Source organism: Janthinobacterium sp. LPB2021202312-11-4 (assembly GCF_037049705.1).
Taxonomy (GTDB): Bacteria; Pseudomonadota; Gammaproteobacteria; order Pseudomonadales; family Pseudomonadaceae; genus Aquipseudomonas.
Genome location: NZ_JBAGKV010000009.1, coordinates 74,761 through 96,404 on the forward strand (window position 1 = coordinate 74,761; position 21,644 = coordinate 96,404).

Consider the following 21,644-nt stretch of genomic DNA (forward strand, 5'->3'; position numbering starts at 1 on the left):
GATTTTTATGACCGCCGCCGCTTTCGCCCCGCTGCAAACCCTCGCCGACACACTTCTGCCCCATGCGCTGGAACCCGCCGAAGACGGTGCCCACGACCTGTCGCACTTGCAGCGGGTTTGGCACAACGTGCGCACGCTTCACGCGCAAGAAGGCGGGGATCTTGAAGTGCTGCTGGCGTCAGTGCTGCTGCACGATAGCGTAGCGGTGGAGAAGAACTCGCCCCTGCGCTCCCAGGCCTCACGGCTGGCTGCCGAGAAAGCGTCGACCGTGCTCGCATCACTGGACTGGCCCAGCGCAAAAATCGCCGCCGTCATCCACGCCATCGAAGCCCACAGCTTTTCCGCCAACATCACCCCGACCACCCTCGAAGCCAAGATCATGCAGGACGCCGACCGTCTCGACTCCCTCGGCATGCTCGGTGTCGCCAGAACCTTCTACATCGCCGGACGCATGGGCAGCGCGTTGTACGACCCACAGGACCCGCAAGCCAAGGCCCGTGACTACGACGACAAGCGCTTTTGCCTCGACCATTTCCAGACCAAGCTGCTGCACCTGGCGGACGGATTCCAGACAACCACAGGCCAACATCTGGCGCAGATTCGCCATCAGCGACTCAAGGGTTTTATGGAGTTGTTCGAGGAAGAAATCGGCGTCTGCTGAAAGCATTACTCCGGCCACCACTAACCCTGAAATCACCAACCTCGGACCTAACATCGGCGCGGTGCATGGTAGATAGATGAAGCGCTCATTTATCCGCCCAGGGAACCTCCTCATGTCTACCGCCCCGCCCCAGGTCTCAAGCAAGTTGTTCGGCCTGTTTTGCCTCGCCAGTTACTTGCTGTCGCTGTCCTATGGCTCGACGTTTTTGCTCTCGTTGTTGATCGGTTCCCGAGGCGGTAATGAGCACGATGCCGGCAGCGTGATTTCGGCGGCGATGCTCAGTACGTTTGCGGCGGTGATGGTGTCTGGGCACCTGTCAGACCGGCTCGGCGCGGCGCGTTCGATTGCGCTGTTCGGCGTGCTGCTGGTGGCGGCCAGCCTGGGGTTTGCGTTGACGCCCGGGTTTGGCCATCTGCTGTTGTTTTTCGGTCTGCTGCTGGGGCTCGGCTGGGGGGTGTTTTACACCTTGGGGCCGATCATCGTGGCGAGTCTGGTGACGCCGGCCCAACGGGCCAAATACTTTGCGTTGCTGTCGGGCAGCATGATGGCCGGGATCGGCAGCGGCCCCTTGCTGGGTCGCGCCGCCAGTGCCTTGGGTTATCCGGTGACGGCGGCGTTTTACCTGGCGGCGCTGGCCAGTCTGATCGGCGTGTTGCTGTTCTGGCGGCTGGATTCGCAACTCAAAAACGCCCACACGAATTCGGCCGTCGTCTCGCGCATATCCTGGGGGGCAGCCAAGCAAGTGCTGGCCTCCAAAGCGCTGTTCCCGATCATCATGGTCGGCCTCGGCGGTTGCGTGTTTGGTGGTCTGTCGAGTTTCCAGACCAGTTATGCGACGTCGCGCTCAGTGGATTACTCGTTGTTCTTTTTCGGCTTCATGGGCGCGGCGATCAGCGGCCGGATGCTGATCGCCCGTTTCGTGGTCAAGCGCGATCCGCTAAGGGCCTCATGCCTGTTGTCGGGGCTGATGATGGGCTCGATTGTGCTGTTCGGCTTCGTGGTCGATAGCCGCTTCACTTACCTGTTGGCGGCGGTGACGCTCGGGGTCGGCTATGGCCTGACCTACTCGGTGATCAACGGCCTGGCGGCGAACGAAGCGCCGACCGGCACCACCGCCCAAGCCTTGCTGCTGTTCAGCCTGTCGTATTTTATCGGCGTGTTCGGCTTTCCATTGCTGGCCGGAAAGATCATCGTCGAGCACGGGATGTCGACACTGCTGCTTACAGTTTTGTTGATCGCCGTGCTGAACTGGCTGATCACTGTGGGCCGGCTGCTCTGGCGCCGCGCCAGCCCCCAAACCCTGCAACACGTCTGAACCGTTCGTCGTTCATCAGGCACCAATCCAAATCGAGGGCGGACCAACATCAGGTAAGGACTCTAATAATTGGAGACGACACCATGATCATGTCCCGACTGACCGCCCTCGCTCTCGCTGCCCTGCTGTCTTCCACCGCGTTCGCCGCCACCACGGCGTCCGGCACCGGTCCGACCGACCCGGTGGAAAAACCCAAGGCCCCCGCCATCCAGAGTGCCCCCGGCATGAACACCAATGGCTCGGGGATCGATAGCAGCCTGCCGACGGCCACAGGCACCGATCCGCGACTTCAGGGCAACGATGCCGGCCGTCAGGGCGGGATGAACATGCCGGACACCCAGACACCCGATAACGCCGGCAGCGGCACGGGCTCGAAAACCACCACCGGTGGGTCGGGCTCCGAAGGTGCCGGCCAATAGTTCGCCGACGCGAGCGACGCAACACCCTATCCACAGCCATGAAAGAGGTAACCATGAACGTCGATAAAAATCTGGAAAAAGAAGTCCTGACCCGTCTGCTGCACGCCCACCCGAATGGTTTGGGCAAGGAGGTCCTGGACAATTACCGGGGGGAGAAAGTCGTGGCCAGTACCCTCGCGACTTTGCAGGATCGCGGGCTGATCCAGCATGGCCATGTGAGCTGCAATGAGGCCGGCGAACATTCGCTGAGCCTGCCGATAAAACTCAGTGCTGCGGGAGTTGAGGCGGCGCGCAAGTTGGAGGTTTGACGTTTAACGTTTGAAGATCAAAAGATCGCAGCCTTCGGCAGCTCCTACGGGGTGCGGGCTGCGATTTTATTTGCGGCGTTGCGCGAGGCGCGATGAGGGCCGGGATTATTCTTTGAATTTGATGGCGCCTTCGCGGGCAAGCCTCGTTCCTACAAGAGATTTCGCGTACCTGTAGGAGCGAGGCTTGCCCGCGAAGACGTCCGATCAGGCGTCAGATGTATTAAGCGTCACCACTCAGCACATCGGGTGATTGAACCGGTTGATCACGTTCGAGTACTTGCTGGTGTAGCGGTTCGCCGAGTTGACGATGTTCGAACTGCTCATGCGCGCCATGATGCCGGTTTCTTCACGCTTGAATACGCCGTCCTTGATGTCTTTGATCAGCGAGCGGGACTGGCCCAGGAAATCGTTGATCTCCAGCATGCCGCCGCTGCAACTCTTGCCGGACTTGGCCGATTGCTCGGTGACCTTCTTGTTCCAGCCTGTCGCCGCATCCGCGACCAGTGCCAGGGATTTTTCGAAAGCTTCCAGCGCTGCCGGGTCATTGGGTGCGGCAAACAATACGCTGGCATCGCCATTGTTCACTTTGCCGTAATAAATCAGCCCGGCGCGGTAGTAGGCCGCGGTGTCCTTGGGGGCCTTGTCGAAGGCTTCTTTGGTCAGCGCTTGGTCACGATCACCCAGCCCTTTGTAGAACGCCGCTTCCTTCTGAGCCACCAGGGTCAATGCCGCCAGGTAGTCCTTGCTCAGTTGACGAGCCTTGTCGCCATTGTCGGCCAGGTAGCCTTTGGAATTGGCGTAGTTGTTCAACTCGTGGCTCAGCGGCGACAACGCCTTGAGCGCCACGGAAAAGTCCTTGGCGGCAGCGTCGATCTCAACAATCGGGGCGTCGATGGCAGCGGCGGTATCCAGCTGAGTAGCCGAGCGGTCAACAAGGATGTCGTTCTCGATGCGCATTGACGTGGGGGCTTCTTTGCCCTGCAACAGCGGCATTTGTTGAGTGAGGTAGTTTTCCCGGGCTTCCTGGAAAGACGTCGTCAGGCTGTTGGCAACATCGACGTACAGGTTGTACTTCTCGATTTGCTGCTGCTCAGCGGCGCTTTGACTCGGCTGCGCGGTGGCGCTCGCGTCGGGCTTGTCGCCACAACCGGCCAGCAACGCGGAGGTCGCGACCAGTGTCGCGCCAATCATCATCCGGTAATTCATTTTTTCTCTTCCATAAAAAAACGCGGCGGGCCATGCATGGCTTGCCGGGGGGTGTTCAACGAGAGGTTTTGCAACGAGGGCTCGCTCCTTGAGTGTACGAAACTGGCCTGACAGGGTGTCAGACGCTTCCCCCTTCCTGGGGGCGCGCATTGTGCGAATTTTCGGATGGGATAGCAAATAGCCCGCCGGCATCACCGCAGCTGATCAGCCTGAGACGCTGATCAGCTGTAGGAGCGAGGCTTGCCCGCGAAGGCGTCAGATCAGGCGCCGAAAGTCTTGCGGATCAACGCATCCACCTCAGCCGTTCCCGGCGCAGTCGCCGGCCCCCACCGGGTGACAGCCAAAGCCGCCGCCGCATTGGCCCGCCGCGCCGCCTGCGCCGCCGGCAACCCTTGGGCCAGCCCGGCCACAAACACCCCGGCATGGGCATCCCCGGCGCCATTGCTGTCCACCGCATCAACCTTGAAACCCGGCACATGCCGACGCTCGCCACCCTGGCTGATCCAGCAGCCTTGCGGCCCGTCACGCACCACCATCAACACCTCGGCCGGCAGATGATCGGCCAGCCGATCCAGCGCCTGATCAATGTCCGACGCCCCGGTAAACCGCAGCGCTTCGACGCTGTTACTGGTCCACAGATCGATGCGTGGCAGCAACGCGTTCATCAGCGGTTCATCCGGCGAATCCACCAACGGGCCCGGATCAAAAATTACGTTGATCCCTTTTGGCAAGTTCAACACCCACGCCACCAACGCTTGGGCCTTTCCAACATGCAGCAGGCTGTAGCCGCTGACGTAGACGTAGTCGCCCGCCTCGGCCGGCACGCTCGCCAGGTCCTCAGCCGTCACTTCGCCTTCAGCGCCGATGTAGGAAATGAAACTGCGTTCCGCCGAGGCGTCGGTCACGGCGACGCACAAACCGGTATCACGCTCGGCGGGTTGGGCGATGCCGATCCGGATGCCTTCAACCTTCATGGCCTCCCGGGCCAGGTCGCCGAAACGCCCGGTGCCATGACGCCCGAGGTAGACCACCGGCAAGCCATTTCGCTGGGCGGCAGCCATCACGTTGAAACCGCCGCCGGCTTCGAAACTGGCGGATTGCGCCAGCACGTCACCGCCGGCCTGGGGCAGTTTATCCACGGCCATGACCAGGTCGATGATGACCTGGCCGGTGTGCAACAACTTAGGCATGAGCATTCTCGATCAACGCGGCACGACGATCCTTGGCCCCGCCGAGTACACAGTAAATCCCGCCGGCCACCAGGAAGGTCACGATCCAGCCGAGGCCGTTATGGCCCAGGTACGAGTCGGAGAGGAAGCCGCGGAACCAGACGTTTTCGGCCGTGGTGCCGATGGTGGTGAAGCTGAAGCCCAGCACGATCGCAAACGCCCACGCGCCGAAGGCACGCCATTCGATGCCGCCGCGATACCAATAGGCGCTGCTCGGGCTCACGTCCAGCAGGTCTTTGGGGCTGTAGTAATGCCGGTGCATCAGGTCAACCACGAAGATCCCGACCCATGCGGTGATCGGCACCGCCAGCAGGGAAATGAACGTGATAAACGGGCCGTAGAAGCTGTCGGCAATCAGCATGAAGTAGATCGAACCGGCGAAGATCGCGACGATATCCACCACTACCGCGTAGACACGCGGGACCTTCAGGCCCAGGGTCAGCGTGGTCAAACCGGCGGAGTACACCGACAGGTTGTTCGACAGCAACAGCCCGCCGAACGCGGTGATCAGGTACGGCACGGCCATCCAGGTCGGCAGCATGTCGCGGATCGCGATGATCGGGTCAGTGGCTTGGGCCAGGTCGTTGTTGCCCACTGACAGCAAGCCGCCGAGGGTGATCAGCAGCACCAGCGGAATCCCCGCACCGAAGGCCGCCGAAGCCACCAGGCGCACGGCTTTGACACTTTTGTGCTGGTAGCGCGACATGTCGGCGCCCGCATTGGCCCAACCGATCCCGGTGCCGGCGGCCATGGTGCCGACGCCGATGATCATGGCGCTCAGCGGGGCCGGCGTGGCGTTGAACACCGCGCTCCAGTCGATGGTGGCACAGAGAAAGCCACCGACCAGAATGTTCAGCGCGCCGAACACGTAGGTCGCCCACTTCTGGATCACCAGCAACGTAGCGTGGCCCAGGCCCGACACCGACAAGGTCAGCAGGACGAAAATCGCGATGAAGATCAGCGTCAACACCGGCGCGCTTTTCGCTTCCACCGGCGAGCCAAACAGGATCGAGCACAACGACAGCAGCACGAACGCTGCGGTGGTGGTGTTGACGGTTTCCCAACCCAGGCGCGACATCAGCGAGACCACGGTCGGGCCGATATTGCCGCGTACGCCGAAGATCGCCCGGGACAGGGTCAGGCTCGGTGCGCGACCACGGCGGCCGGCGATGGAAATGATCCCGACCACCGCGAACGAACCGGCGGCGCCGAGGATCGCGACGATGATTGCCTGCCAGATCGCCAAGCCGCGAAAAGCCACAAGGGTCGCGCCCAACGGCAGGCCGAGAATAGAGATGTTGGCGGCGAACCAGACCCAGAACAGTTGCAGCGGATGCCCGTTGCACTCACTTTCCGGCACCGGTTCGATGCCTCGGGTTTCCAGTTGTCCGGCGCTTGGCCCGGCGTTCGATGAACTCATGATGGATGCTCCTGTTGCCATTGTTTTGGTTGTGGGCAGACGGATTTCTAAGTGACCTGCGCAACCCCATGTAGGAGCTGCCGAAGGCTGCGATCTTTTGCTCTTGATTTACAGCTGCCTCAAGGCTGCCAAGATCAAAAGATCGCAGCCTTCGGCAGCTCCTACAGGTTTGTTGCGTACACCTCAGCGCAAGGTGAGGAGTCCTTTCACAAGGGGTTCCAGCTCCAGGCCATTCACGGTTTTGACCTTCTCGATCATCGCCGCCGGCCAACTCTCCATGCCCAGGCAAGCCCCGAGCATCGCGCCGAGAATCGCCGCAATGGTGTCGGTGTCACCGCCCAGGCTCGCGGCCATGCACACCGCGTCGAAGGCATTCATCTCGCCAATGGCCACTTGCTGGGCCAGGGCAAACGAGACCACCACCGATTCCTGGGAGGCCACCGAGGTGCCGATCACGTCGTAGAGCAAGTCGGCCAGCAAGGCCTTGTCGCTGTCGACGCTGATGGTCCGTGCCCAACTGATCCGCGAGGCGATCCGTCCGCCCGCGACCCAGTGGCCATGGCTTTCCGCTTGCTGGGCGATGTGCATGCCCAGGTTCAAGGCCTCGCCCAGGTCCATGCCATTGATGCCGGCCGACACCACCGCCGCCACCGCCGCCGCGCTGGAGATCCCCAGCGTGGTGTTGTGGGTGACCTGGCAGGCTTGCACCACAGCTTTGATAAAGCGTTCCGGGTCGGCGACATCCGCCGCGATCCCCACCGGGGTGATGCGCATCGCCGCGCCGTTGGTGGTGCCGTAGCGCCCCGCTTCTTCGGGCGAATGACCGGCGAGGATCATCTCGATCGCGCGCTTGGTCGAAGGCCCGAGCAAATCCTGGGAGCCCTTGGCCTGCATCTCCGCTTCCCACTCGATCAATCGCTGGGCGAGTAACGCGGGTTCAATCCGGCCTTCGCCTTCGATCAGCAACTGGCCGACCAGGATCGCCTGTTCGGTGTCGTCGGTGATCGAGCCCTTGGGCATGTTGGCGGCGATCGGTTGATCGGGGCCGGCATCTTGCAAGTCGGTAATTTCACCGAAGCGCGCCTTGATCTGGGCGCGGCTCAGGGATTGGGTCGGCATGCCCAGGGCATCGCCCAGCGCCAAGCCGTAGAACGCGCCCAGGGCACGGTTGAGCGCGGTCATTTTGCTTCTCCAAATTGCAGGTGCAGACGAAAGTGCACCGGGTCAAGCAAGCTTTCGACCTGTTCCATGAACCGGCCCTGACGGTCGTAGGTGGTGCGCAAGGCTTTGAGAAACACCGTGCCCACTGGCCGGCCAAGCAACTCGGCGTCGTCGGCGCTCAAGGGTTCGGCGCCGATCCATTGATCGCCGCGTTCGCCGATGTAGCCGTAGGCCGCCAGGGTGATGGTCAGCGAGTTATCAATCAGGCCCACTCGCGGCAGGCTTTCCAGGCCTCCGGTGGCGGGCATCAATGAACGTTCAAGGGACACCAGCGTGCCGTCGTTGGAACGACGGCGGCGGTCGAGGGTGATGAACTTCTCGGTGCCGAACCGCGACAACAGGTCAGGACGACTGACCGCTTCGAGCCGCAGCACTTCGGTGTTGATCAACGCCCCGCTGTCCGCCAGGGCCTGGGCCCAGCCGCTGCGTTGATCGAGCACCACACCGTCGAACGTGACGATGGAGCCGACACCGCTTTGCGTGGCGATGTAGTTGCGCCTCTTCAATTCGGCCAGGGCTTCACGCAGCGTGCCGCGGCTGACCTTGAATTCTTGAGCCAACTGATGCTCGCCCGGCAACAGAAAGCCGTCCTCCATGAGGCCGCTTTCGATGCGCCGGATGAGCTCGTCGACCACCCGTTGTTTCTTGTCAAATCGAACCTGTCTAATCATGTACAAAGTGATAACCGAAACAGGGTCGGGCGGGCAAGGGATTTTTTAAGGGAGGTGACGGGAGGTGGCGATGGCGATGCAAGGAATGGAGTGTGTCAGCTACAAAGCCTTCGCGGGCAAGCCTCGCTCCTACAAGTTAAATGCCAGCCGACACATAACCTGTAGGAGCGAGGCTTGCCCGCGAAGGGGTCAGTCAGATCAACAAAAATTTCAGCGTTGTTTCAGGCGGTCAATCACCACCGCCAACAACAGAATCGAACCGCGAATCACATACTGATAAAACGTGTCGATGTTCTTCAGGTTCATCGCATTCTCGATGATCGCCAGAATCAACACCCCGGCAATCACGTGCCGGATCATGCCGATCCCGCCGCTCAGCGACACCCCGCCCAACACGCACGCGGAGATGACCGTCAACTCGAAACCCTGGCCAATCATCGGCTGACCCGAGGTCATGCGCGACGCCAGGATCACCCCGGCCAACGCGCCGATCAAACCGTGCACGGCGAAGATGATGATCTTGGTCCGGTCCACGTTGACCCCGGCCAGCAGCGCCGCTTCCTGGTTGCCGCCGATGGCCATGGTGTTGCGCCCATAAGTCGTGTAGTTCAGCAGCCAGCCGAAAAACAGGAAGCACACAATGGTGATCAGGATCGGCACCGGCACGCCGAACAACTGACCGTTGCCGAACACGAAGAACTGCTCCTGAGACACGCCCACCGCTTTACCGTTGGCAAAAATGTACGCCAAGCCCCGCACGATCTGCATGGTCGCCAACGTCGTGATCAACGCATTGACCCGCAACTTGGCGATCACAATCCCGTTGATCAACCCGACAACCAGCCCCATGAACAGCGCTGCGACCACCCCGAGAAACACGCTGTCGGTGTCGCGCATCACCACCGCCGCGACCACCCCGGCACAGGCAATCACCGACCCCACCGACAAGTCGAAATGCCCGGACGCCAGGCAATACAACATGGTGCACGCGGCAATCCCGGTGGTGGAAATCGCCAGACCCAAACCGCGCATGTTCAACGGCGACAAAAAGTTATCGATCAACAGGGTGCACGCCAGGAAAATCCCAATGGCCGCCGCCAGCATCACCCAGTCATCAAGAAACCGCCGCAGGTCCAGGGGTTTGCGCGGGGTGGGCAGAGCATTGTTTTGGGTTGTCATCATAGTCACCTCTCAGTTCGCCACGCCGTCAGCGCGTTGGCGCGGCAAAGCCAGTTGCAGCAGGTTGGATTCGTTGGCCTCATCGCGAGACAGTTCACCGCGCAGCGCGCCTTCGCACAGCACCAGGATGCGGTCGGAAATGCCCATGACTTCCATCAAGTCGCTGGACACCACGATCACCGCGATCCCGCTTTGCGCGAGGTTATGGATGATCTGGTAAATCTCGGCTTTCGCCCCGATGTCGATGCCGCGCGTCGGTTCGTCGAGCAACAGGACTTTCATTGGCATCGACAGCCAGCGACCGAGAATGGCCTTCTGCTGATTGCCGCCGGACAGGTACATGATTTTTTGCGACGCGCTGGGCGTCTTCACTTTCAGCGCGGCAATTTGCTTGTCGGCATTGCCCTTTTCCCACAAGCCGCGCAACAGGCAACCGAAGGTCGAATGGGCGCCGCGCGCACTGATGTTGATGTTCTCGGCCACGCTGGAGAGCGGCATGATGCCCTCCTTCTTGCGGTCCTCGGGGCACAGCAGAATCCCGGCGGCGATCGCGTCGCGGGGTGAACGCAGTTTCAGTTCATGGCCGCGCAGTTCCAGGCGCCCGGCGCTGTTGCGGGTCAGGCCGCTGAGCATGCGGAACAGCTCGGTGCGCCCGGCCCCGACCAGTCCGAACAACCCGAGAATCTCGCCTTTGTGCACCTCGAAACTCACCGGCTCACGCAGGCCCGGCCCGAGCAATCCATCGACTTTCAATGCGACCGCGCCACGCTGGCGTGGGCGGTAATCGTAGATGTCCTGGATGTCGCGACCGACCATGCACGTCACCAATTGGTCGTGGGTCAACTCGCTCATGTTCTCGAAGGTGCGCACGAAGCGGCCGTCCTTGAACACCGTCACCGCGTCGCAGATGCGGAACACTTCTTCCATGCGATGGGACACGTAGAGCACCACTTTGCCCTCGTCCCGCAGCCGACCGATGATCGCCATCAAGCGATCGATCTCCCGGGCCGAGAGGCTGCTGGTCGGCTCATCAAAAGCGATCACATGCGCACCACGGGACAAGGCCTTGGCGATTTCCACCAGTTGCCGCTGACCGAGGGACAGGCGCCCGACTTTCTCTTGCGGGTCGATTTCATCCGCCAGGCCCTTGAGGCAGGCCAACGCTTGCTGGCGCAACGCACCGCGATTGATCAAGCCAAAACTGGCCGGTAAATGCCCGAGGAACAAGTTTTCCGCGACGGTCATTTCCGGGACCAGATGCAACTCCTGGTGAATCACCGCGACGCGACTGGCGATGCTGTCGGCGGTGGATTTGAAGGCCATCGTCTGCTCGCCGATCTGCAGGTCGCCACTGCTCGGGATGTACGCGCCGCCGAGGATTTTCAGCAGCGTGGATTTGCCGGCGCCGTTCTCGCCCATCAAGGCATGCACCTGCCCCGGATGCGCGACGAAGCTGATGCCGTCCAGCGCCTTCACCCCGGGAAAGGTCTTGCCGATCCCGTTGAAGCGCAAGCTGCCGCCGACGTGTTCTTGTGTTTGTGTTTGCGCTTGCATAACCACCTCATCACACAGATCAGGCAGCCCTGTTGCCAGGGCCGCCGATGAAATCAACCGGCCGTCAGTTCCACAGGCCGATCTTTTCCAGTTCCTGCTTGAAGTTCTCGCGCGTGATCAGCGTCACGTCGTCCATGGCGGTGTATTTCGGCGGTTCTTTGCCGGTGGTGACCCACTCGTACATCATCGCGGCGGTGTTGTAGCCCTCGATGTGCGGGCTCGGCAGCATAGAGCCGAAGAAACCGCTGTTAGGCTTTTTCAGTTCGCCGATGGCGTCGGTGCCGTTGATGCCGATGCCGATCACGTTGGCCGGGGCAAATCCGGCGCTTTCGGTGGCGCGCACGCCGCCGAGCACGGTGTTGTCGTTCATGCCGCCGATGATCAGGTTTTTCGCGCCGCCGGGCAGTTTCACCAAGGCCGAGTTGGTGGCGTCCATGCTGCCGGGGACGTCGAGGGTTTTCTGTGCGGTGAAGAGGATGTGGTCTTTCGGGAAGCCTGCATCTTCCAGGGCCTTGGCCGAACCGTCGGTGCGTTTCTTGCCGGTGTCGAGTTCGTTGAAGGTGTTGATCACCGCGTAGGTTTCTTTCCAGTCCCAACCGCGCTTTTTAGCTTCAGTGGCCATGGCGGCGCCCTGTTTCTGGCCGACTTCGAACGCCGCCATGCCGAGGTAAGGCACGTCCTCCATGAACTTGCCGTTGGCATCGACAAACCGGTCATCGACCGCCATCACTTTCAAACCGTTGGCCTTGGCCTTGGCCACGATAGCCGGGCCGAGGCCGACGTCCGGTGGGCAGATGACGAAGCCCTTGGCGCCGTTGGCGGCCAGGCTGTCGATGGCAGAAAGGGTTTTCTCACCGTCAGGCACGGCGATCTTGATCACGGTAAAGCCCTTGTCTTTCCCGGCCTTTTCCGCGAAGGCCCATTCGGTCTGGAACCAGGGCTCTTCCGCCTGCTTGACCAGAAAACCGATTTTCACTTGCTCGGTCGCCAGCAGCGAACTGCTCAGGCTGACCGCCGTGACCGCCAGGGCGGCACAACACAGGGAACGGATTCCACGACGACGATTCATAAGCTGACTCCTTGTTATTTTTTTTGAGCGTTATTTGAAAGCCGATGCAGCGGTCAAACCGTGTAGCCAATAGTCATATCGTATGATGATTGGATTTCAGACGGAGTTCCGCGCCTGAATTCCGTTTGTTCAGTCGTGGTACATCACCGAGCGACCACCATCGATGGTGATGCACGAGGCATTGATGAACGGCGCTTCATCGCTAGCCAGGAACACCGCCGTCATCGCCACTTCCATCGGCTGACCGATCCGGCGCGGCGGGTGCAAGTCGAAGGCCCGCTGACGTTCGGCGTGGGGGTCGGCAAAACCGTTCCAGTAATCGACGTTCAGTTGGGTTTCGATGTAGCCCGGGGCGATGGCGTTGACGCGAATCCCCTTGGGCGCGTATTCGATGCCGAGGGCGCGGGTCAGGCCGAGCAAGCCGTGCTTGGCCACCGGGTAAGGGAAGCAGCCGGGAATGATGTGGGTGGAATGGGTCGAGGCAATGTTGATGATGCTGCCGATGCCCTGCTCGATCATCTGCGGCAACACGGCTTTGCAACCGTACCAGGCGCCATCCAGGTCAATGGCGAAACAGCGGCGCCAGTCTTCCTCGGTCATTTCCAGCGGATCGCGGAACACGTTGACCCCGGCGCAGTTGACCAAAACGTCGATCCGGCCATGCCGTTCGATGGCCAATTTGGCCATGGCGTGCAGGTCTTGCTGGTTGGACACGTCGGCCTTGATCGCCTGGACGTCGAAGCCTTTGGCCCGCCACTGGGCCGCCACTTTTTCGACTTTCTCGCCCTGGATGTCGCTGATGATCAGCCTGGCTTGCTGGGACGCAAAGGTTGCGACGATTGCTTCGCCGATGCCTTGGGCCGCGCCGGTCAGCAGCACGACTTTGTTTTTCAGTCGCTCGCCCTTCGGCGGCTCGGGCACCGGTGGCAGGGAAAGAGGTTCAGCCATGGATCAAGACTCCTTTTTGCAGGCACGACAAAAACCGGGCATCTGTCGATGTCCGGTCAAAAAACTGTTGGGGAAATCCCTGCATCACTTCACCTGTTTTGTTTTTTTAAGTGTGAGTGCGTGTCACTGATGGAGCCGACTATAAACCCGACCGCCAAATAATCTCAATATATAATTTTACATCCCATATTTTGGGATTTAACCGGCAAACCTCGTACAGGCTTTTCCACTCACATCGACCCGCATCGAGAGCAGCGCTCCGTCCAGTGGATGATTGAGCGGGCTCGCGGCGCTGGTGATGTAGAGGGTTTTCAGGTCTTCACCGCCGAACACGCAACTGGTCGGGCGGCTGACGGGCAGTTCGATGACTCGATCAACGTGGCCCTCGGGATTCAGCCGCAGCAGACAGCTACCGTCCCACCGTGCGTTCCACAGGTAGCCCTGCGCATCCATCGCCGAGCCGTCCGGGCCGCCGCGTTGGTGAGGGCCGAACCACACTTGCGCCGGCTCAAGGCTGCCATCGGTGCGGATGACATGTTGATAGAGCGTGCTGTCGAGGCTGTCGCCGAAATACACGCGGGTTAGGTCATCACTCCACAACAGGGTGTTGGGAATGCCCAACCCTCGGAGCAACGGCGTGACCCGTGCATCGCGGTCTATACGAAACAGGCCACCGGAACGGCGCTCGATGGGCAAGTCCTCGCCCTGCTCACCGATGTTGTTCTGCATGGTGCCGAGCCAGAGCCGGCCCAGCACATCGCAGCGGGCTTCGTTGGGTCGGTTGCCCGGTTGTGGGTCGGCGACACAGAGCAAGGTCAGCCGTGGCTCAAGCCCCGGCGAGTCCAAATCCAGCCGATACACGCCGCTGCTCAGGGTCACCAGCGCATCGCCGCTTTCGCAGGGAATGAAGGCGGACACGTGTTCGGGCATTTGCCAGATCTGCACGTTATTGCCGATCAATCTCAGCGCTTGCTTGCCGGCGATATCCACCCAGTACAACGCCTGGGTCGGCGCATCCCAGAATGGGCCTTCACCCAGTCCGGCCCGGTGTTCGGTAACCGCAGTCCACGTCATGAAACCTCCTGCATTGTTCTTGTTTTAAAGGTGAGAGCGGGCTTGCTCGCGAAAGCGGTGGGTCTGTGACATTGATGTCGGATTTGCCGACGCCTTCGCGAGCAAGCCCGCTCCCACAGGGGGATTTGTGGGATCAACCGGCCTTTTTGTCGGCCATGACTTGCGGGTAGAAACGCTTGATCGCCAGGTCGGCGTTGTCGATCAGGGTCATGCAGGCCCACACACCCCGCGCGGCATCCCGGGCAGCGATGGCGTCGGCCATGTCTTTGTGGATCGGTAGCGTGCGACGGAGTTCATCCGGGTCGGCGGCGGACACTTCGAAGGACACGGCCAGCAGCGCACCGAGGGCCGGAACCATTTGTTCGATGAATTGATTGTGGCTGGCGGCGAGGATGCATTCGTGGAAGAACTGGTCGGCGCGGTTGTAGTCGATGCCGCTGTCCACGGCCCGCTCCAGCGCGTTGTACGCCTGGAGGATGGCTTGCACCTGCTCGACAGTGGCCCGCTCGCAAGCCCAGCGCACCGCCATGGGTTCGATGGTGCGGCGCAGGTCGAGCAAGTCGTCGACGAAGTTTTCCGGCAATCCGCTGCGAGACAACCAGCCGACGACCTGCGGATCAAACAGGTTCCAGCGCCGCACCGGCAGTACCCGCGTGCCGACTTTCGGCCCGACTTCAAGCATGCCTTTGGCGACTAGGGTCTTGATGGCTTCGCGGATCACCGTGCGACTGACCCCGAGCTGCTGGCCCAGGTCAGCTTCAACCTTGATGGTTTCGCCGGGCTTGACCTGCCCGGCGGCAATCCAACCGCCCAACCAATCAACCGTCGACGCATGAAAACTGCTGGACATGAAAACCTCGGGGCAGGGACGGCAAAAACCGTTCGCGATGGAGGCCCACGCTAATCATCATACGATTGGCTGTCAATTTGGTTTTTCAGCAGGCCGCAAAAAACCTATGTGGGAGCGGGCTTGCTCGCGAAAGCGGTCTGTCAGTTGATTGATAGGTTGACTGACACGACGCCTTCGCGAGCAAGCCCGCTTCCACATTCAGATTCGGTTACGGCTCGAGACCGATAGGGAAAAACGTCCCGCCACTCCATACGCCCAACCAACGCTGCCCGTCGATTTCACGACTTACCGCCAGCTCCACCAGTTGGTAGAACACATTGCGATGGATCAGCGCTTCAAGGTTGGTGCGTACATGCACGTAGGGCGCAGGCTCCTCGGTCAGCGGATCAATCATCACGCGAATGGGATGTTCCGCGCCCGCCTCGGCCGTCTCATCGACATTGGTGGTGAAGCGCAAGACCTGAGCTTCACCCTCGCCGTCCACCTCGACGGCAATCGCCACGAACGGCACGTCATCGACCTTGATACCGACTTTCTCGACCGGGGTGATCAAGAAATAATCATCGCCGTCGCGGCGGATGATGGTGGAGAACAACTTGACCATCGGCTTGCGCCCGATCGGCGTGCCCAAGTAGTACCAGGTGCCGTCGCGGGCGATGCGCATGTCGATGTCGCCGCAGAAGTCGGGGTTCCACAAGTGGACCGGCGGCAAGCCTTTGGTTTTGGGGATTTGCCCCAGCAGGTCGACGGCTTTTTGCGGGCCACTCATGGCGATCTCCTTGGAATTACTGGTCGCTGAGCCCCAACAGACCACGAGCGTATTGCTCCAGCGGCGGGCCCAGCAAGTCTTCTGGCTTGGTGTCGTGGAACGTCAGTAAACCGCCACGACTCTTGATCCGTGCAGTATCGATCAAATACTGGGTGCTGGTCTCGATCAACATGATCTGAATCACGCCACTGTCCAGACCGAGGCGATCCACAGCTTCCTGGTCGAGCCATTCGTCGGAGTTGCCGATGCGGTCGTCAGCCTTGGCAAAACGGGTGTAGAGCAGGTAATGCGCGCCGGCGGCCCGGGCTTCACCCATGGCCGCATCGAGGCCTTCCGGCGCACGGGCACGGCGGACCATCGGGAAGTATTCGATAAAGCCGTCGAAGGCGGTTTCAGCGACCACGTTCGGTCGCGGATAGGCACTGCCCGGCGGCGCGAAGGCACCCTGGGCAATGTAGATGAACGAGTCCGGCTGAATGCGGAAGTTGTTCACGCGCTGACTGTTGCTGTGATCCAACAGGCCCGCGTCGCTCATGTGGTAGCGAACACCTTCGCCCATATCGCTGACATTCATGCAGCCGCCAAGCGCCATAACGGCCAGCAGCAAAACCAGGCTACGCATCCTACCCTCCAGAGGCCGGTGACGGAAAACCGGCGAATGGGCGTTGGATGCAGCTTCCGCGCCAGCTCAAGATTATCTTCGCTTTATAGAGTGCAATCGCGGGCAAGCCTGGCTCCTACAGGGATCACTCAAACCTGTGGGAGCAAGGCTTGCCCGCGATGAGGTCCGATCAGCCGCCGATGATCTTCATGATGGTCGCACCACCGGAGAACGCCACTTCCTGCTTGTCGCCCAAGGCTTTTACCAAGAGACGCTGCAACGCCGGCAGTGCTTGATGGCGTGGTTTGTCCAGCAAGTCGCCGACATAGTGGCGATTGCTCGACGACAGGCAGCCATGCAGCCAACCGGTGGACGACAGCCGCAACCGCGAACAGGTCCGGCAGAACGGCACGCTTTCGTTGGCAATCACGCCGAAATGGCCCAGGCCCGGAATGGCATAACGCACGGCGGTGGCATCCACCGGCGCATCGGCTTGCAGGTATTCGTAGCGCTCGCCGATCAGGCTCAGCAACTGCTGAAGGCTGACGAACTGTTGCAGGAAGGCGTTGTTGTCACTGGCCAGGTGGCCCATGCGCATCAGTTCGATAAAACGCAGCTCGTAGCCACGCTCGAGACAGTAATCGAGCAGTGGCATCACCTGATCGAGGTTCTGCCCGCGCAAGGGCACCATGTTGACCTTGATCTTGATGCCAGCCGCCGCAGCCTGGTCCATGCCGTCGAGCACGGTGGCCAGGTCGCCGCCACGGGCGATGCTGCGAAACGCACTGGCGTCCAGGGTATCGAGGGAAACGTTGATGCGGCGGATACCGGCGTCCACCAGCAGTGGCAGTTTTTTCGCCAGCAACTGACCGTTGGTGGTGAGGCTGATGTCTTCAAGGCCCATTTGACCGACGGCCGTCATGAACGCTTCGAGTTTGGGGCTGACCAGCGGCTCGCCGCCGGTGATGCGCAACCGCTCGATGCCAGCGGCTTCGATCAGATACGCCACGCCACGCGCCATGGCCTCGGCCGACAACTCATCCTGCGCAGCCACCAACCGCTTGCCATTAGGCACACAGTAGGTACACGCGTAATTGCAGGCGGAGGTCAGGCTGATCCGCAAATTGCGAAAACGCCTGCCTTGACGGTCAACGATCATGGATCACTCCGGCGAAAGGATATTCGGGCCGCTAAAACTTGACTCACAAATCAAGTTTTAGCAAGTCCTAAGCCTGAGTATATTCCTGCGGTACTGCGCCATATAGCGAAAACATGGCGCAATCAGGCAACTGAATGATTCAGCTGCTCGGGGTCTCGGGGTCGCGCTTGCGCTTGTTGCCCATGCGCACGCCGATGTCCATCAGGAACTGGAAGAAACCTTCCTGATCTTCCAGCACATTGCTCCAGAACGGCGAGTGATACAGCGCGACAGCGCCATGCACCAGCGCCCAGGATGCGCAGTAATGGAAGTACGGCGGCACGTCTTCAAGCTTGCCTTCGCTGATCCGGCCCTTGATCAACAGGGTCAGGCGTTCGAAGTTCGAGGCACGGATCTTGTGCAGCTCCTCGACCATTTCCGGCACCTGGTTGCCCTTGACCACCTTTTCTTCCAGGCGATCGAACAAGCGATAGCGCTGCGGATCGCGCATGCGGAATTCGAAGTAGGCCCGGGACAGGGCTTCCTTGTCCTTGTCGACATCGGCCGAATGCAACAGCTCGTTCAAATCCCGCTCGTAATCGAGCATCAGGCGCAGGTAGATTTCGGCCTTGGATTTGAAGTGCTTATAGATCGTGCCTTTGCCGATACCGACGGCATCAGCAATCATCTCGACGGTGACACTGTCTTCACCTTGGTCGAGGAACAGCTTGAGCGCGGTATCGAGAATTTCTTGCTCGCGGCGACGAAACTCACGGACCTTACGAGGTTCTTTATGCATAAGAAAAGGTCTGTAGGGGTCAAAATTCGAAGCCGCGTATTATGCCTAACTTGCGCCAAAATGCACGGATCATCCGAGCATATCTGTGTTTCTTGATCATTTCACGCAGGGTCTCCGGTTGATGAGAACTCTTCCGAAGCGGGCGTATTCCAAAATTGTTTAAAAACCGGGGCGGCTAAACTGGCGTCGACGCAATACTGATCAATACTTGAACTGTCGGCGAGGCATCTCCCCCAAGTGTCGCGCCGATATAGGTACCAACGGACCGCGTGCCTTTGTTTTACTCCTAATGGTCTTAACCCGGATTCACCCCCCAGAACCCGGGTTTTTTTTGCCTGCGATTCAGGGGCCGTCGTCCCCGTAGGTGCTACCGAAGGCTGCGATCTTTTCCGGTGCTACGCCGATGCCTTGACGTGCGCCAACGGAAACAACCGCTTGAAATTCTCCGTGGTCTGCTCGGCAAATCGCTCGTAGGACTCACCGCGCAGCATCGCGAGAAACTCTGCCACTTCCCGCACATATTGCGGCAGGTTCGGTTTACCGCGATAAGGGATCGGCGCCAGGTACGGCGAGTCGGTTTCCACCAGCAAACGGTCGGCTGGCACCTTGCTCGCCACATCGCGCAACGCATCGGCATTGCGGAACGTGACAATCCCGGACAGAGAAATGTAATAACCCATGTCCAACGCAGCCTTGGCCATGTCCCAGTCTTCGGTGAAGCAATGCAGCACGCCGGCCTGCGGCAGCGCAGCCTCGCGCAACAGGCTCAACGTATCGGCGCGGGCACCACGGGTATGGATGATCACGGGCTTGCCGGTCTGCTGGGCGGCTTGCAGGTGCAGTCGGAAGGACTCTTGCTGCAACTCGGCAGCTTCCGGCTCGTAGTGGTAATCCAGGCCGGTTTCACCGATCGCCACCACACGCGGATGATTCAACTCCTGCAACAGCCAATCCAGCGCGGGCGCCGCACCAGGCTGCACGTCAAGCGGATGCACGCCCACCGAACAATCGACGTCGTCGTAACGTTCGGCCAGGGCTTTGACATCGGCAGCGTTGTCGACACTGACGCCGATACACAGAAAGTGCCCGACCCCGCGCTGGCGAGCCGCATCCAGCGCGGCATCCAGCGAGCCGTCGTGGGCGGCGAGGTCGAGGCGATCAAGGTGACAATGGGAATCTACGAGCATAAAAGGGGCTGCAACTTACATCGTATGAGTGGGACGGTCGGATTTCAGGGCTCCGGCCAGATGGGTTTCGATTCGACTGCGGGCGGTGTTATCACCGTCATTGAACTGCACGCCAACCCCGGCGGCCCGGTTGCCCTGCGCGCCTTTGGGGGTGATCCAGCTGACTTTGCCGGCGACCGGAATTTTTTCCGCCTCGTCCATCAGGTTCAGCAACATGAACACCTCGTCGCCCAACTTGTAGCTTTTGTTGGTCGGGATGAACAGGCCGCCGTTCTTGATGAACGGCATGTAAGCCGCATACAGCACGGATTTGTCCTTGATGGTCAGGGACAAAATACCGTTACGCGGCCCGGTGTTGAGCGGTTCATTCATGCTGACCTCCACGGCTGATGCTCAGAGTCTAGGCACAGACGATCACTTCTGGATAGGCAAAGAGGCCCATTGCACCAGCAACGCTTCCAGCAACAACGCCGGATTGAGGTTCGCTTTGCTCATCACTTTCTGGCGCTGGGCAAGAATCCAGTCCTGAATCGTCAGCACTTTGCCCTGCGCGGTTTTCTGCGCCAGGTATTGAATGACCTTGCGCATGTCCATCAGGCCCAGGCCTTGTTCATCCTGGGTCAACTGAAAGCGCAGGATCAGGCTCGACCAGTCGCAGAACCAGTCGAACAACAACAATTGCGGGATGCTTTTCCATTCCTCGGCAAGCTGCGTCGGTGATTTCTGTTGCTTGAGCAACTGTTTCACACCTTCAACCACCAGTGCGCGCTGTTCGCGAACACCCTGGGCCTGCAACTTGACCGCAGCCAGCGGCGAGCCGGCGGCCAGGGTCAGCAGTTCAACGCGTTCGTCCTGCGAGCAATCCGGCAACGCCGTCGCCAACCACGCCAGGCTCATCGCTTCACTCGGCAGCGGGCAGGCCTGCTGCTGGCAACGACTTTTGATCGTCGGCAGCAGACGGCTGGTCTGGTGGCTGACCAGCAGCAACACGGTATCGCCGGACGGTTCTTCAAGACTTTTGAGCAAGGCGTTGGCGGCGTTGACGTTCATCGACTCCACCGGTTCGATCAACACCACTTTGCGCCCGCCCATCTGCGCGGTCTGGACCACGAAGCTGACCAGATCACGGACCTGATCGACCTTGATCGCCTTGTCCGCCTCTTCCGGCTCCAGAATGTAGTTGTCGGGGTGACTGCCGGCCTTGAGCAGCAGGCAGGATTTACACTCGCCGCAGGCATCCTGCGCCGTCGGACGCTGGCACAGCAAATGCGCCATCAGCCGTTCGGCCAAGGCACGCTTGCCGATCCCGGCCGGGCCATGGAGCAGATAGGCGTGGGCGTGCTGTTTACGCCCGGCCAGTTGCTGCCAGAGCTCGTCCTGCCACGGATAGGCCTCAGCCACGGGTCAGCTCCAGCAAACGCGGCAGCAACGCATCCAGCGACTGCTGGACCTGCGGCAGCGGCTGGGCGGCATCCACCAGCACATAACGCGCGGGATCAGCCTCGGCGCGCTTGAGAAAGGCACTGCGCACCGCATCGAAAAACGCACGACCTTCGAGTTCGAAGCGGTCCAGCCGACCACGTGCACTGGCACGGGCCAGGCCGACTTCCACCGGCAGATCGAAAATCAGCGTCAGGTCCGGGCGCAAGTCGCCCTGGACAAACGTTTCCAGGGTCGCGATGCGCTCCAGGGACAAGCCACGACCGCCACCCTGATAGGCGTAGGTCGAGTCGGTAAAGCGATCACACAAAACCACCGCGCCGCGCGCCAGCGCCGGGCGGATGACCTCGGCCAGATGCTGGGCTCGCGCGGCGAACACCAGCAACAGCTCGGTGTCGGGGTTCATGACTTCATCCACCGGGGCCAGCAGCACTTCGCGGATGCGCTCGGCCAACGGCGTGCCGCCCGGCTCACGGGTCAGCAACACCTCGATACCGGCAGCGCGCAAGCACTCGGCCAGGTATTCACGATTGGTGCTCTTGCCGGCGCCTTCCGGGCCTTCCAGGGTAATAAACAAGCCAGTCAC

The 21,644-nt window shown here is 60.7% G+C and carries 23 protein-coding genes; 4 read left to right on the forward strand and 19 right to left on the reverse strand.

Annotated elements, in window-relative coordinates:
- Nucleotides 1-7 precede the first annotated feature (7 nt).
- The 4 genes from V5E99_RS12095 to V5E99_RS12110 all read left to right on the forward strand — a co-directional run bounded on the left by V5E99_RS12095 (nucleotide 8) and on the right by V5E99_RS12110 (nucleotide 2,703).
- Nucleotides 8-661 carry an HD domain-containing protein gene (locus V5E99_RS12095; RefSeq protein WP_499802641.1) on the forward strand — a complete coding sequence of 218 codons (654 nt, stop codon included), beginning with the start codon at nucleotides 8-10 and terminating at the stop codon, nucleotides 659-661.
- A gap of 112 nt (nucleotides 662-773) precedes the next feature.
- Entirely contained in the window at nucleotides 774-1,976 is a 1,203-nt protein-coding gene (locus V5E99_RS12100; RefSeq protein WP_499802642.1) for an MFS transporter, read from the forward strand.
- An 83-nt stretch (nucleotides 1,977-2,059) separates the two neighbouring features.
- The gene (locus tag V5E99_RS12105) at nucleotides 2,060-2,395 is read left to right on the forward strand and encodes a hypothetical protein (protein WP_499802643.1); all 336 of its coding nucleotides are present in this window, start codon (nucleotides 2,060-2,062) and stop codon (nucleotides 2,393-2,395) included.
- Between the two features lie 53 nt (nucleotides 2,396-2,448).
- Nucleotides 2,449-2,703, forward strand: a complete 255-nt coding sequence (locus tag V5E99_RS12110; protein ID WP_499802644.1) for a hypothetical protein — start codon at nucleotides 2,449-2,451, stop codon at nucleotides 2,701-2,703.
- A gap of 234 nt (nucleotides 2,704-2,937) precedes the next feature.
- Here the strand turns inward: V5E99_RS12110 and V5E99_RS12115 are convergent, their stop codons facing one another.
- The 19 genes from V5E99_RS12115 to tmk all read right to left on the reverse strand — a co-directional run bounded on the left by V5E99_RS12115 (nucleotide 2,938) and on the right by tmk (nucleotide 21,644).
- Entirely contained in the window at nucleotides 2,938-3,909 is a 972-nt protein-coding gene (locus V5E99_RS12115; RefSeq protein ID WP_499802645.1) for a DUF3829 domain-containing protein, read from the reverse strand.
- 260 nt (nucleotides 3,910-4,169) lie between these two features.
- Nucleotides 4,170-5,099 (reverse strand): PfkB family carbohydrate kinase, encoded by a 930-nt coding sequence (locus tag V5E99_RS12120; RefSeq protein WP_499802646.1) that lies wholly within the window; start codon nucleotides 5,097-5,099, stop codon nucleotides 4,170-4,172.
- Entirely contained in the window at nucleotides 5,092-6,558 is a 1,467-nt protein-coding gene (locus V5E99_RS12125; RefSeq protein WP_499802647.1) for a purine-cytosine permease family protein, read from the reverse strand. The genes V5E99_RS12120 and V5E99_RS12125 overlap by 8 nt, the downstream gene beginning before the upstream one ends.
- Before the next feature lie 183 nt (nucleotides 6,559-6,741).
- The gene (locus V5E99_RS12130) at nucleotides 6,742-7,740 is read right to left on the reverse strand and encodes an ADP-ribosylglycohydrolase family protein (RefSeq protein WP_499802648.1); all 999 of its coding nucleotides are present in this window, start codon (nucleotides 7,738-7,740) and stop codon (nucleotides 6,742-6,744) included.
- Nucleotides 7,737-8,414: a GntR family transcriptional regulator gene (locus tag V5E99_RS12135; protein WP_499802649.1), complete on the reverse strand. Its 678-nt coding sequence runs from the start codon at nucleotides 8,412-8,414 to the stop codon at nucleotides 7,737-7,739. Before V5E99_RS12135 ends, V5E99_RS12130 begins: the two co-directional genes overlap by 4 nt.
- Nucleotides 8,415-8,660: 246 nt before the next feature.
- A complete protein-coding gene (gene araH, locus V5E99_RS12140) occupies nucleotides 8,661-9,629 on the reverse strand; it encodes an L-arabinose ABC transporter permease AraH (protein ID WP_499802650.1) in 969 nt (322 codons plus the stop codon).
- A 12-nt stretch (nucleotides 9,630-9,641) separates the two neighbouring features.
- Nucleotides 9,642-11,183 (reverse strand): L-arabinose ABC transporter ATP-binding protein AraG, encoded by a 1,542-nt coding sequence (gene araG / locus V5E99_RS12145; protein ID WP_499802651.1) that lies wholly within the window; start codon nucleotides 11,181-11,183, stop codon nucleotides 9,642-9,644.
- Nucleotides 11,184-11,247: 64 nt separating this feature from the next.
- Nucleotides 11,248-12,252, reverse strand: a complete 1,005-nt coding sequence (locus tag V5E99_RS12150) for a substrate-binding domain-containing protein (RefSeq protein ID WP_499802652.1) — start codon at nucleotides 12,250-12,252, stop codon at nucleotides 11,248-11,250.
- Between the two features lie 129 nt (nucleotides 12,253-12,381).
- Nucleotides 12,382-13,200 carry an SDR family oxidoreductase gene (locus V5E99_RS12155; protein ID WP_499802653.1) on the reverse strand — a complete coding sequence of 273 codons (819 nt, stop codon included), beginning with the start codon at nucleotides 13,198-13,200 and terminating at the stop codon, nucleotides 12,382-12,384.
- Between the two features lie 198 nt (nucleotides 13,201-13,398).
- A complete protein-coding gene (locus tag V5E99_RS12160) occupies nucleotides 13,399-14,274 on the reverse strand; it encodes an SMP-30/gluconolactonase/LRE family protein (protein ID WP_499802654.1) in 876 nt (291 codons plus the stop codon).
- 133 nt (nucleotides 14,275-14,407) lie between these two features.
- Nucleotides 14,408-15,124 (reverse strand): FadR/GntR family transcriptional regulator, encoded by a 717-nt coding sequence (locus V5E99_RS12165; protein ID WP_499802655.1) that lies wholly within the window; start codon nucleotides 15,122-15,124, stop codon nucleotides 14,408-14,410.
- A 208-nt stretch (nucleotides 15,125-15,332) separates the two neighbouring features.
- Nucleotides 15,333-15,893 carry a DUF1285 domain-containing protein gene (locus V5E99_RS12170; RefSeq protein ID WP_499802656.1) on the reverse strand — a complete coding sequence of 187 codons (561 nt, stop codon included), beginning with the start codon at nucleotides 15,891-15,893 and terminating at the stop codon, nucleotides 15,333-15,335.
- A 16-nt stretch (nucleotides 15,894-15,909) separates the two neighbouring features.
- Nucleotides 15,910-16,515 (reverse strand): DUF4823 domain-containing protein, encoded by a 606-nt coding sequence (locus V5E99_RS12175; protein ID WP_499802657.1) that lies wholly within the window; start codon nucleotides 16,513-16,515, stop codon nucleotides 15,910-15,912.
- A 169-nt stretch (nucleotides 16,516-16,684) separates the two neighbouring features.
- Complete coding sequence (locus tag V5E99_RS12180; protein WP_499802658.1) at nucleotides 16,685-17,653, reverse strand: GTP 3',8-cyclase MoaA; 969 nt, start codon at nucleotides 17,651-17,653, stop codon at nucleotides 16,685-16,687.
- Nucleotides 17,654-17,792: 139 nt separating this feature from the next.
- Nucleotides 17,793-18,431 (reverse strand): TetR/AcrR family transcriptional regulator, encoded by a 639-nt coding sequence (locus V5E99_RS12185; protein WP_007908276.1) that lies wholly within the window; start codon nucleotides 18,429-18,431, stop codon nucleotides 17,793-17,795.
- Nucleotides 18,432-18,826: 395 nt separating this feature from the next.
- Nucleotides 18,827-19,618, reverse strand: coding sequence for a TatD family hydrolase (locus V5E99_RS12190; RefSeq protein WP_499802659.1), 792 nt, complete (start codon nucleotides 19,616-19,618; stop codon nucleotides 18,827-18,829).
- 15 nt (nucleotides 19,619-19,633) lie between these two features.
- Entirely contained in the window at nucleotides 19,634-19,990 is a 357-nt protein-coding gene (locus V5E99_RS12195) for a PilZ domain-containing protein (RefSeq protein WP_499802660.1), read from the reverse strand.
- 42 nt (nucleotides 19,991-20,032) lie between these two features.
- Entirely contained in the window at nucleotides 20,033-21,019 is a 987-nt protein-coding gene (locus V5E99_RS12200; protein ID WP_499802661.1) for a DNA polymerase III subunit delta', read from the reverse strand.
- The gene (tmk, locus tag V5E99_RS12205; RefSeq protein ID WP_499802662.1) at nucleotides 21,012-21,644 is read right to left on the reverse strand and encodes a dTMP kinase; all 633 of its coding nucleotides are present in this window, start codon (nucleotides 21,642-21,644) and stop codon (nucleotides 21,012-21,014) included. The genes V5E99_RS12200 and tmk overlap by 8 nt, the downstream gene beginning before the upstream one ends.

Excerpts from the sequence above, each read along its gene's own strand:
- V5E99_RS12095 (WP_499802641.1), top strand. The coding sequence starts at position 8 with ATGACCGCCGCCGCTTTCGCCCCGCTGCAAACCCTCGCCGACACACTT.
- V5E99_RS12100 (WP_499802642.1), top strand. The coding sequence starts at position 774 with ATGTCTACCGCCCCGCCCCAGGTCTCAAGCAAGTTGTTCGGCCTGTTT.
- V5E99_RS12105 (WP_499802643.1), top strand. The coding sequence starts at position 2,060 with ATGATCATGTCCCGACTGACCGCCCTCGCTCTCGCTGCCCTGCTGTCT.
- V5E99_RS12110 (WP_499802644.1), top strand. The coding sequence starts at position 2,449 with ATGAACGTCGATAAAAATCTGGAAAAAGAAGTCCTGACCCGTCTGCTG.
- V5E99_RS12115 (WP_499802645.1), bottom strand. The coding sequence starts at position 3,909 with ATGAATTACCGGATGATGATTGGCGCGACACTGGTCGCGACCTCCGCG.
- V5E99_RS12120 (WP_499802646.1), bottom strand. The coding sequence starts at position 5,099 with ATGCCTAAGTTGTTGCACACCGGCCAGGTCATCATCGACCTGGTCATG.
- V5E99_RS12125 (WP_499802647.1), bottom strand. The coding sequence starts at position 6,558 with ATGAGTTCATCGAACGCCGGGCCAAGCGCCGGACAACTGGAAACCCGA.
- V5E99_RS12130 (WP_499802648.1), bottom strand. The coding sequence starts at position 7,740 with ATGACCGCGCTCAACCGTGCCCTGGGCGCGTTCTACGGCTTGGCGCTG.
- araH (WP_499802650.1), bottom strand. The coding sequence starts at position 9,629 with ATGACAACCCAAAACAATGCTCTGCCCACCCCGCGCAAACCCCTGGAC.
- araG (WP_499802651.1), bottom strand. The coding sequence starts at position 11,183 with ATGCAAGCGCAAACACAAACACAAGAACACGTCGGCGGCAGCTTGCGC.
- V5E99_RS12150 (WP_499802652.1), bottom strand. The coding sequence starts at position 12,252 with ATGAATCGTCGTCGTGGAATCCGTTCCCTGTGTTGTGCCGCCCTGGCG.
- V5E99_RS12155 (WP_499802653.1), bottom strand. The coding sequence starts at position 13,200 with ATGGCTGAACCTCTTTCCCTGCCACCGGTGCCCGAGCCGCCGAAGGGC.
- V5E99_RS12160 (WP_499802654.1), bottom strand. The coding sequence starts at position 14,274 with ATGACGTGGACTGCGGTTACCGAACACCGGGCCGGACTGGGTGAAGGC.
- V5E99_RS12165 (WP_499802655.1), bottom strand. The coding sequence starts at position 15,124 with ATGTCCAGCAGTTTTCATGCGTCGACGGTTGATTGGTTGGGCGGTTGG.
- V5E99_RS12170 (WP_499802656.1), bottom strand. The coding sequence starts at position 15,893 with ATGAGTGGCCCGCAAAAAGCCGTCGACCTGCTGGGGCAAATCCCCAAA.
- V5E99_RS12175 (WP_499802657.1), bottom strand. The coding sequence starts at position 16,515 with ATGCGTAGCCTGGTTTTGCTGCTGGCCGTTATGGCGCTTGGCGGCTGC.
- V5E99_RS12180 (WP_499802658.1), bottom strand. The coding sequence starts at position 17,653 with ATGATCGTTGACCGTCAAGGCAGGCGTTTTCGCAATTTGCGGATCAGC.
- V5E99_RS12185 (WP_007908276.1), bottom strand. The coding sequence starts at position 18,431 with ATGCATAAAGAACCTCGTAAGGTCCGTGAGTTTCGTCGCCGCGAGCAA.
- V5E99_RS12190 (WP_499802659.1), bottom strand. The coding sequence starts at position 19,618 with ATGCTCGTAGATTCCCATTGTCACCTTGATCGCCTCGACCTCGCCGCC.
- V5E99_RS12195 (WP_499802660.1), bottom strand. The coding sequence starts at position 19,990 with ATGAATGAACCGCTCAACACCGGGCCGCGTAACGGTATTTTGTCCCTG.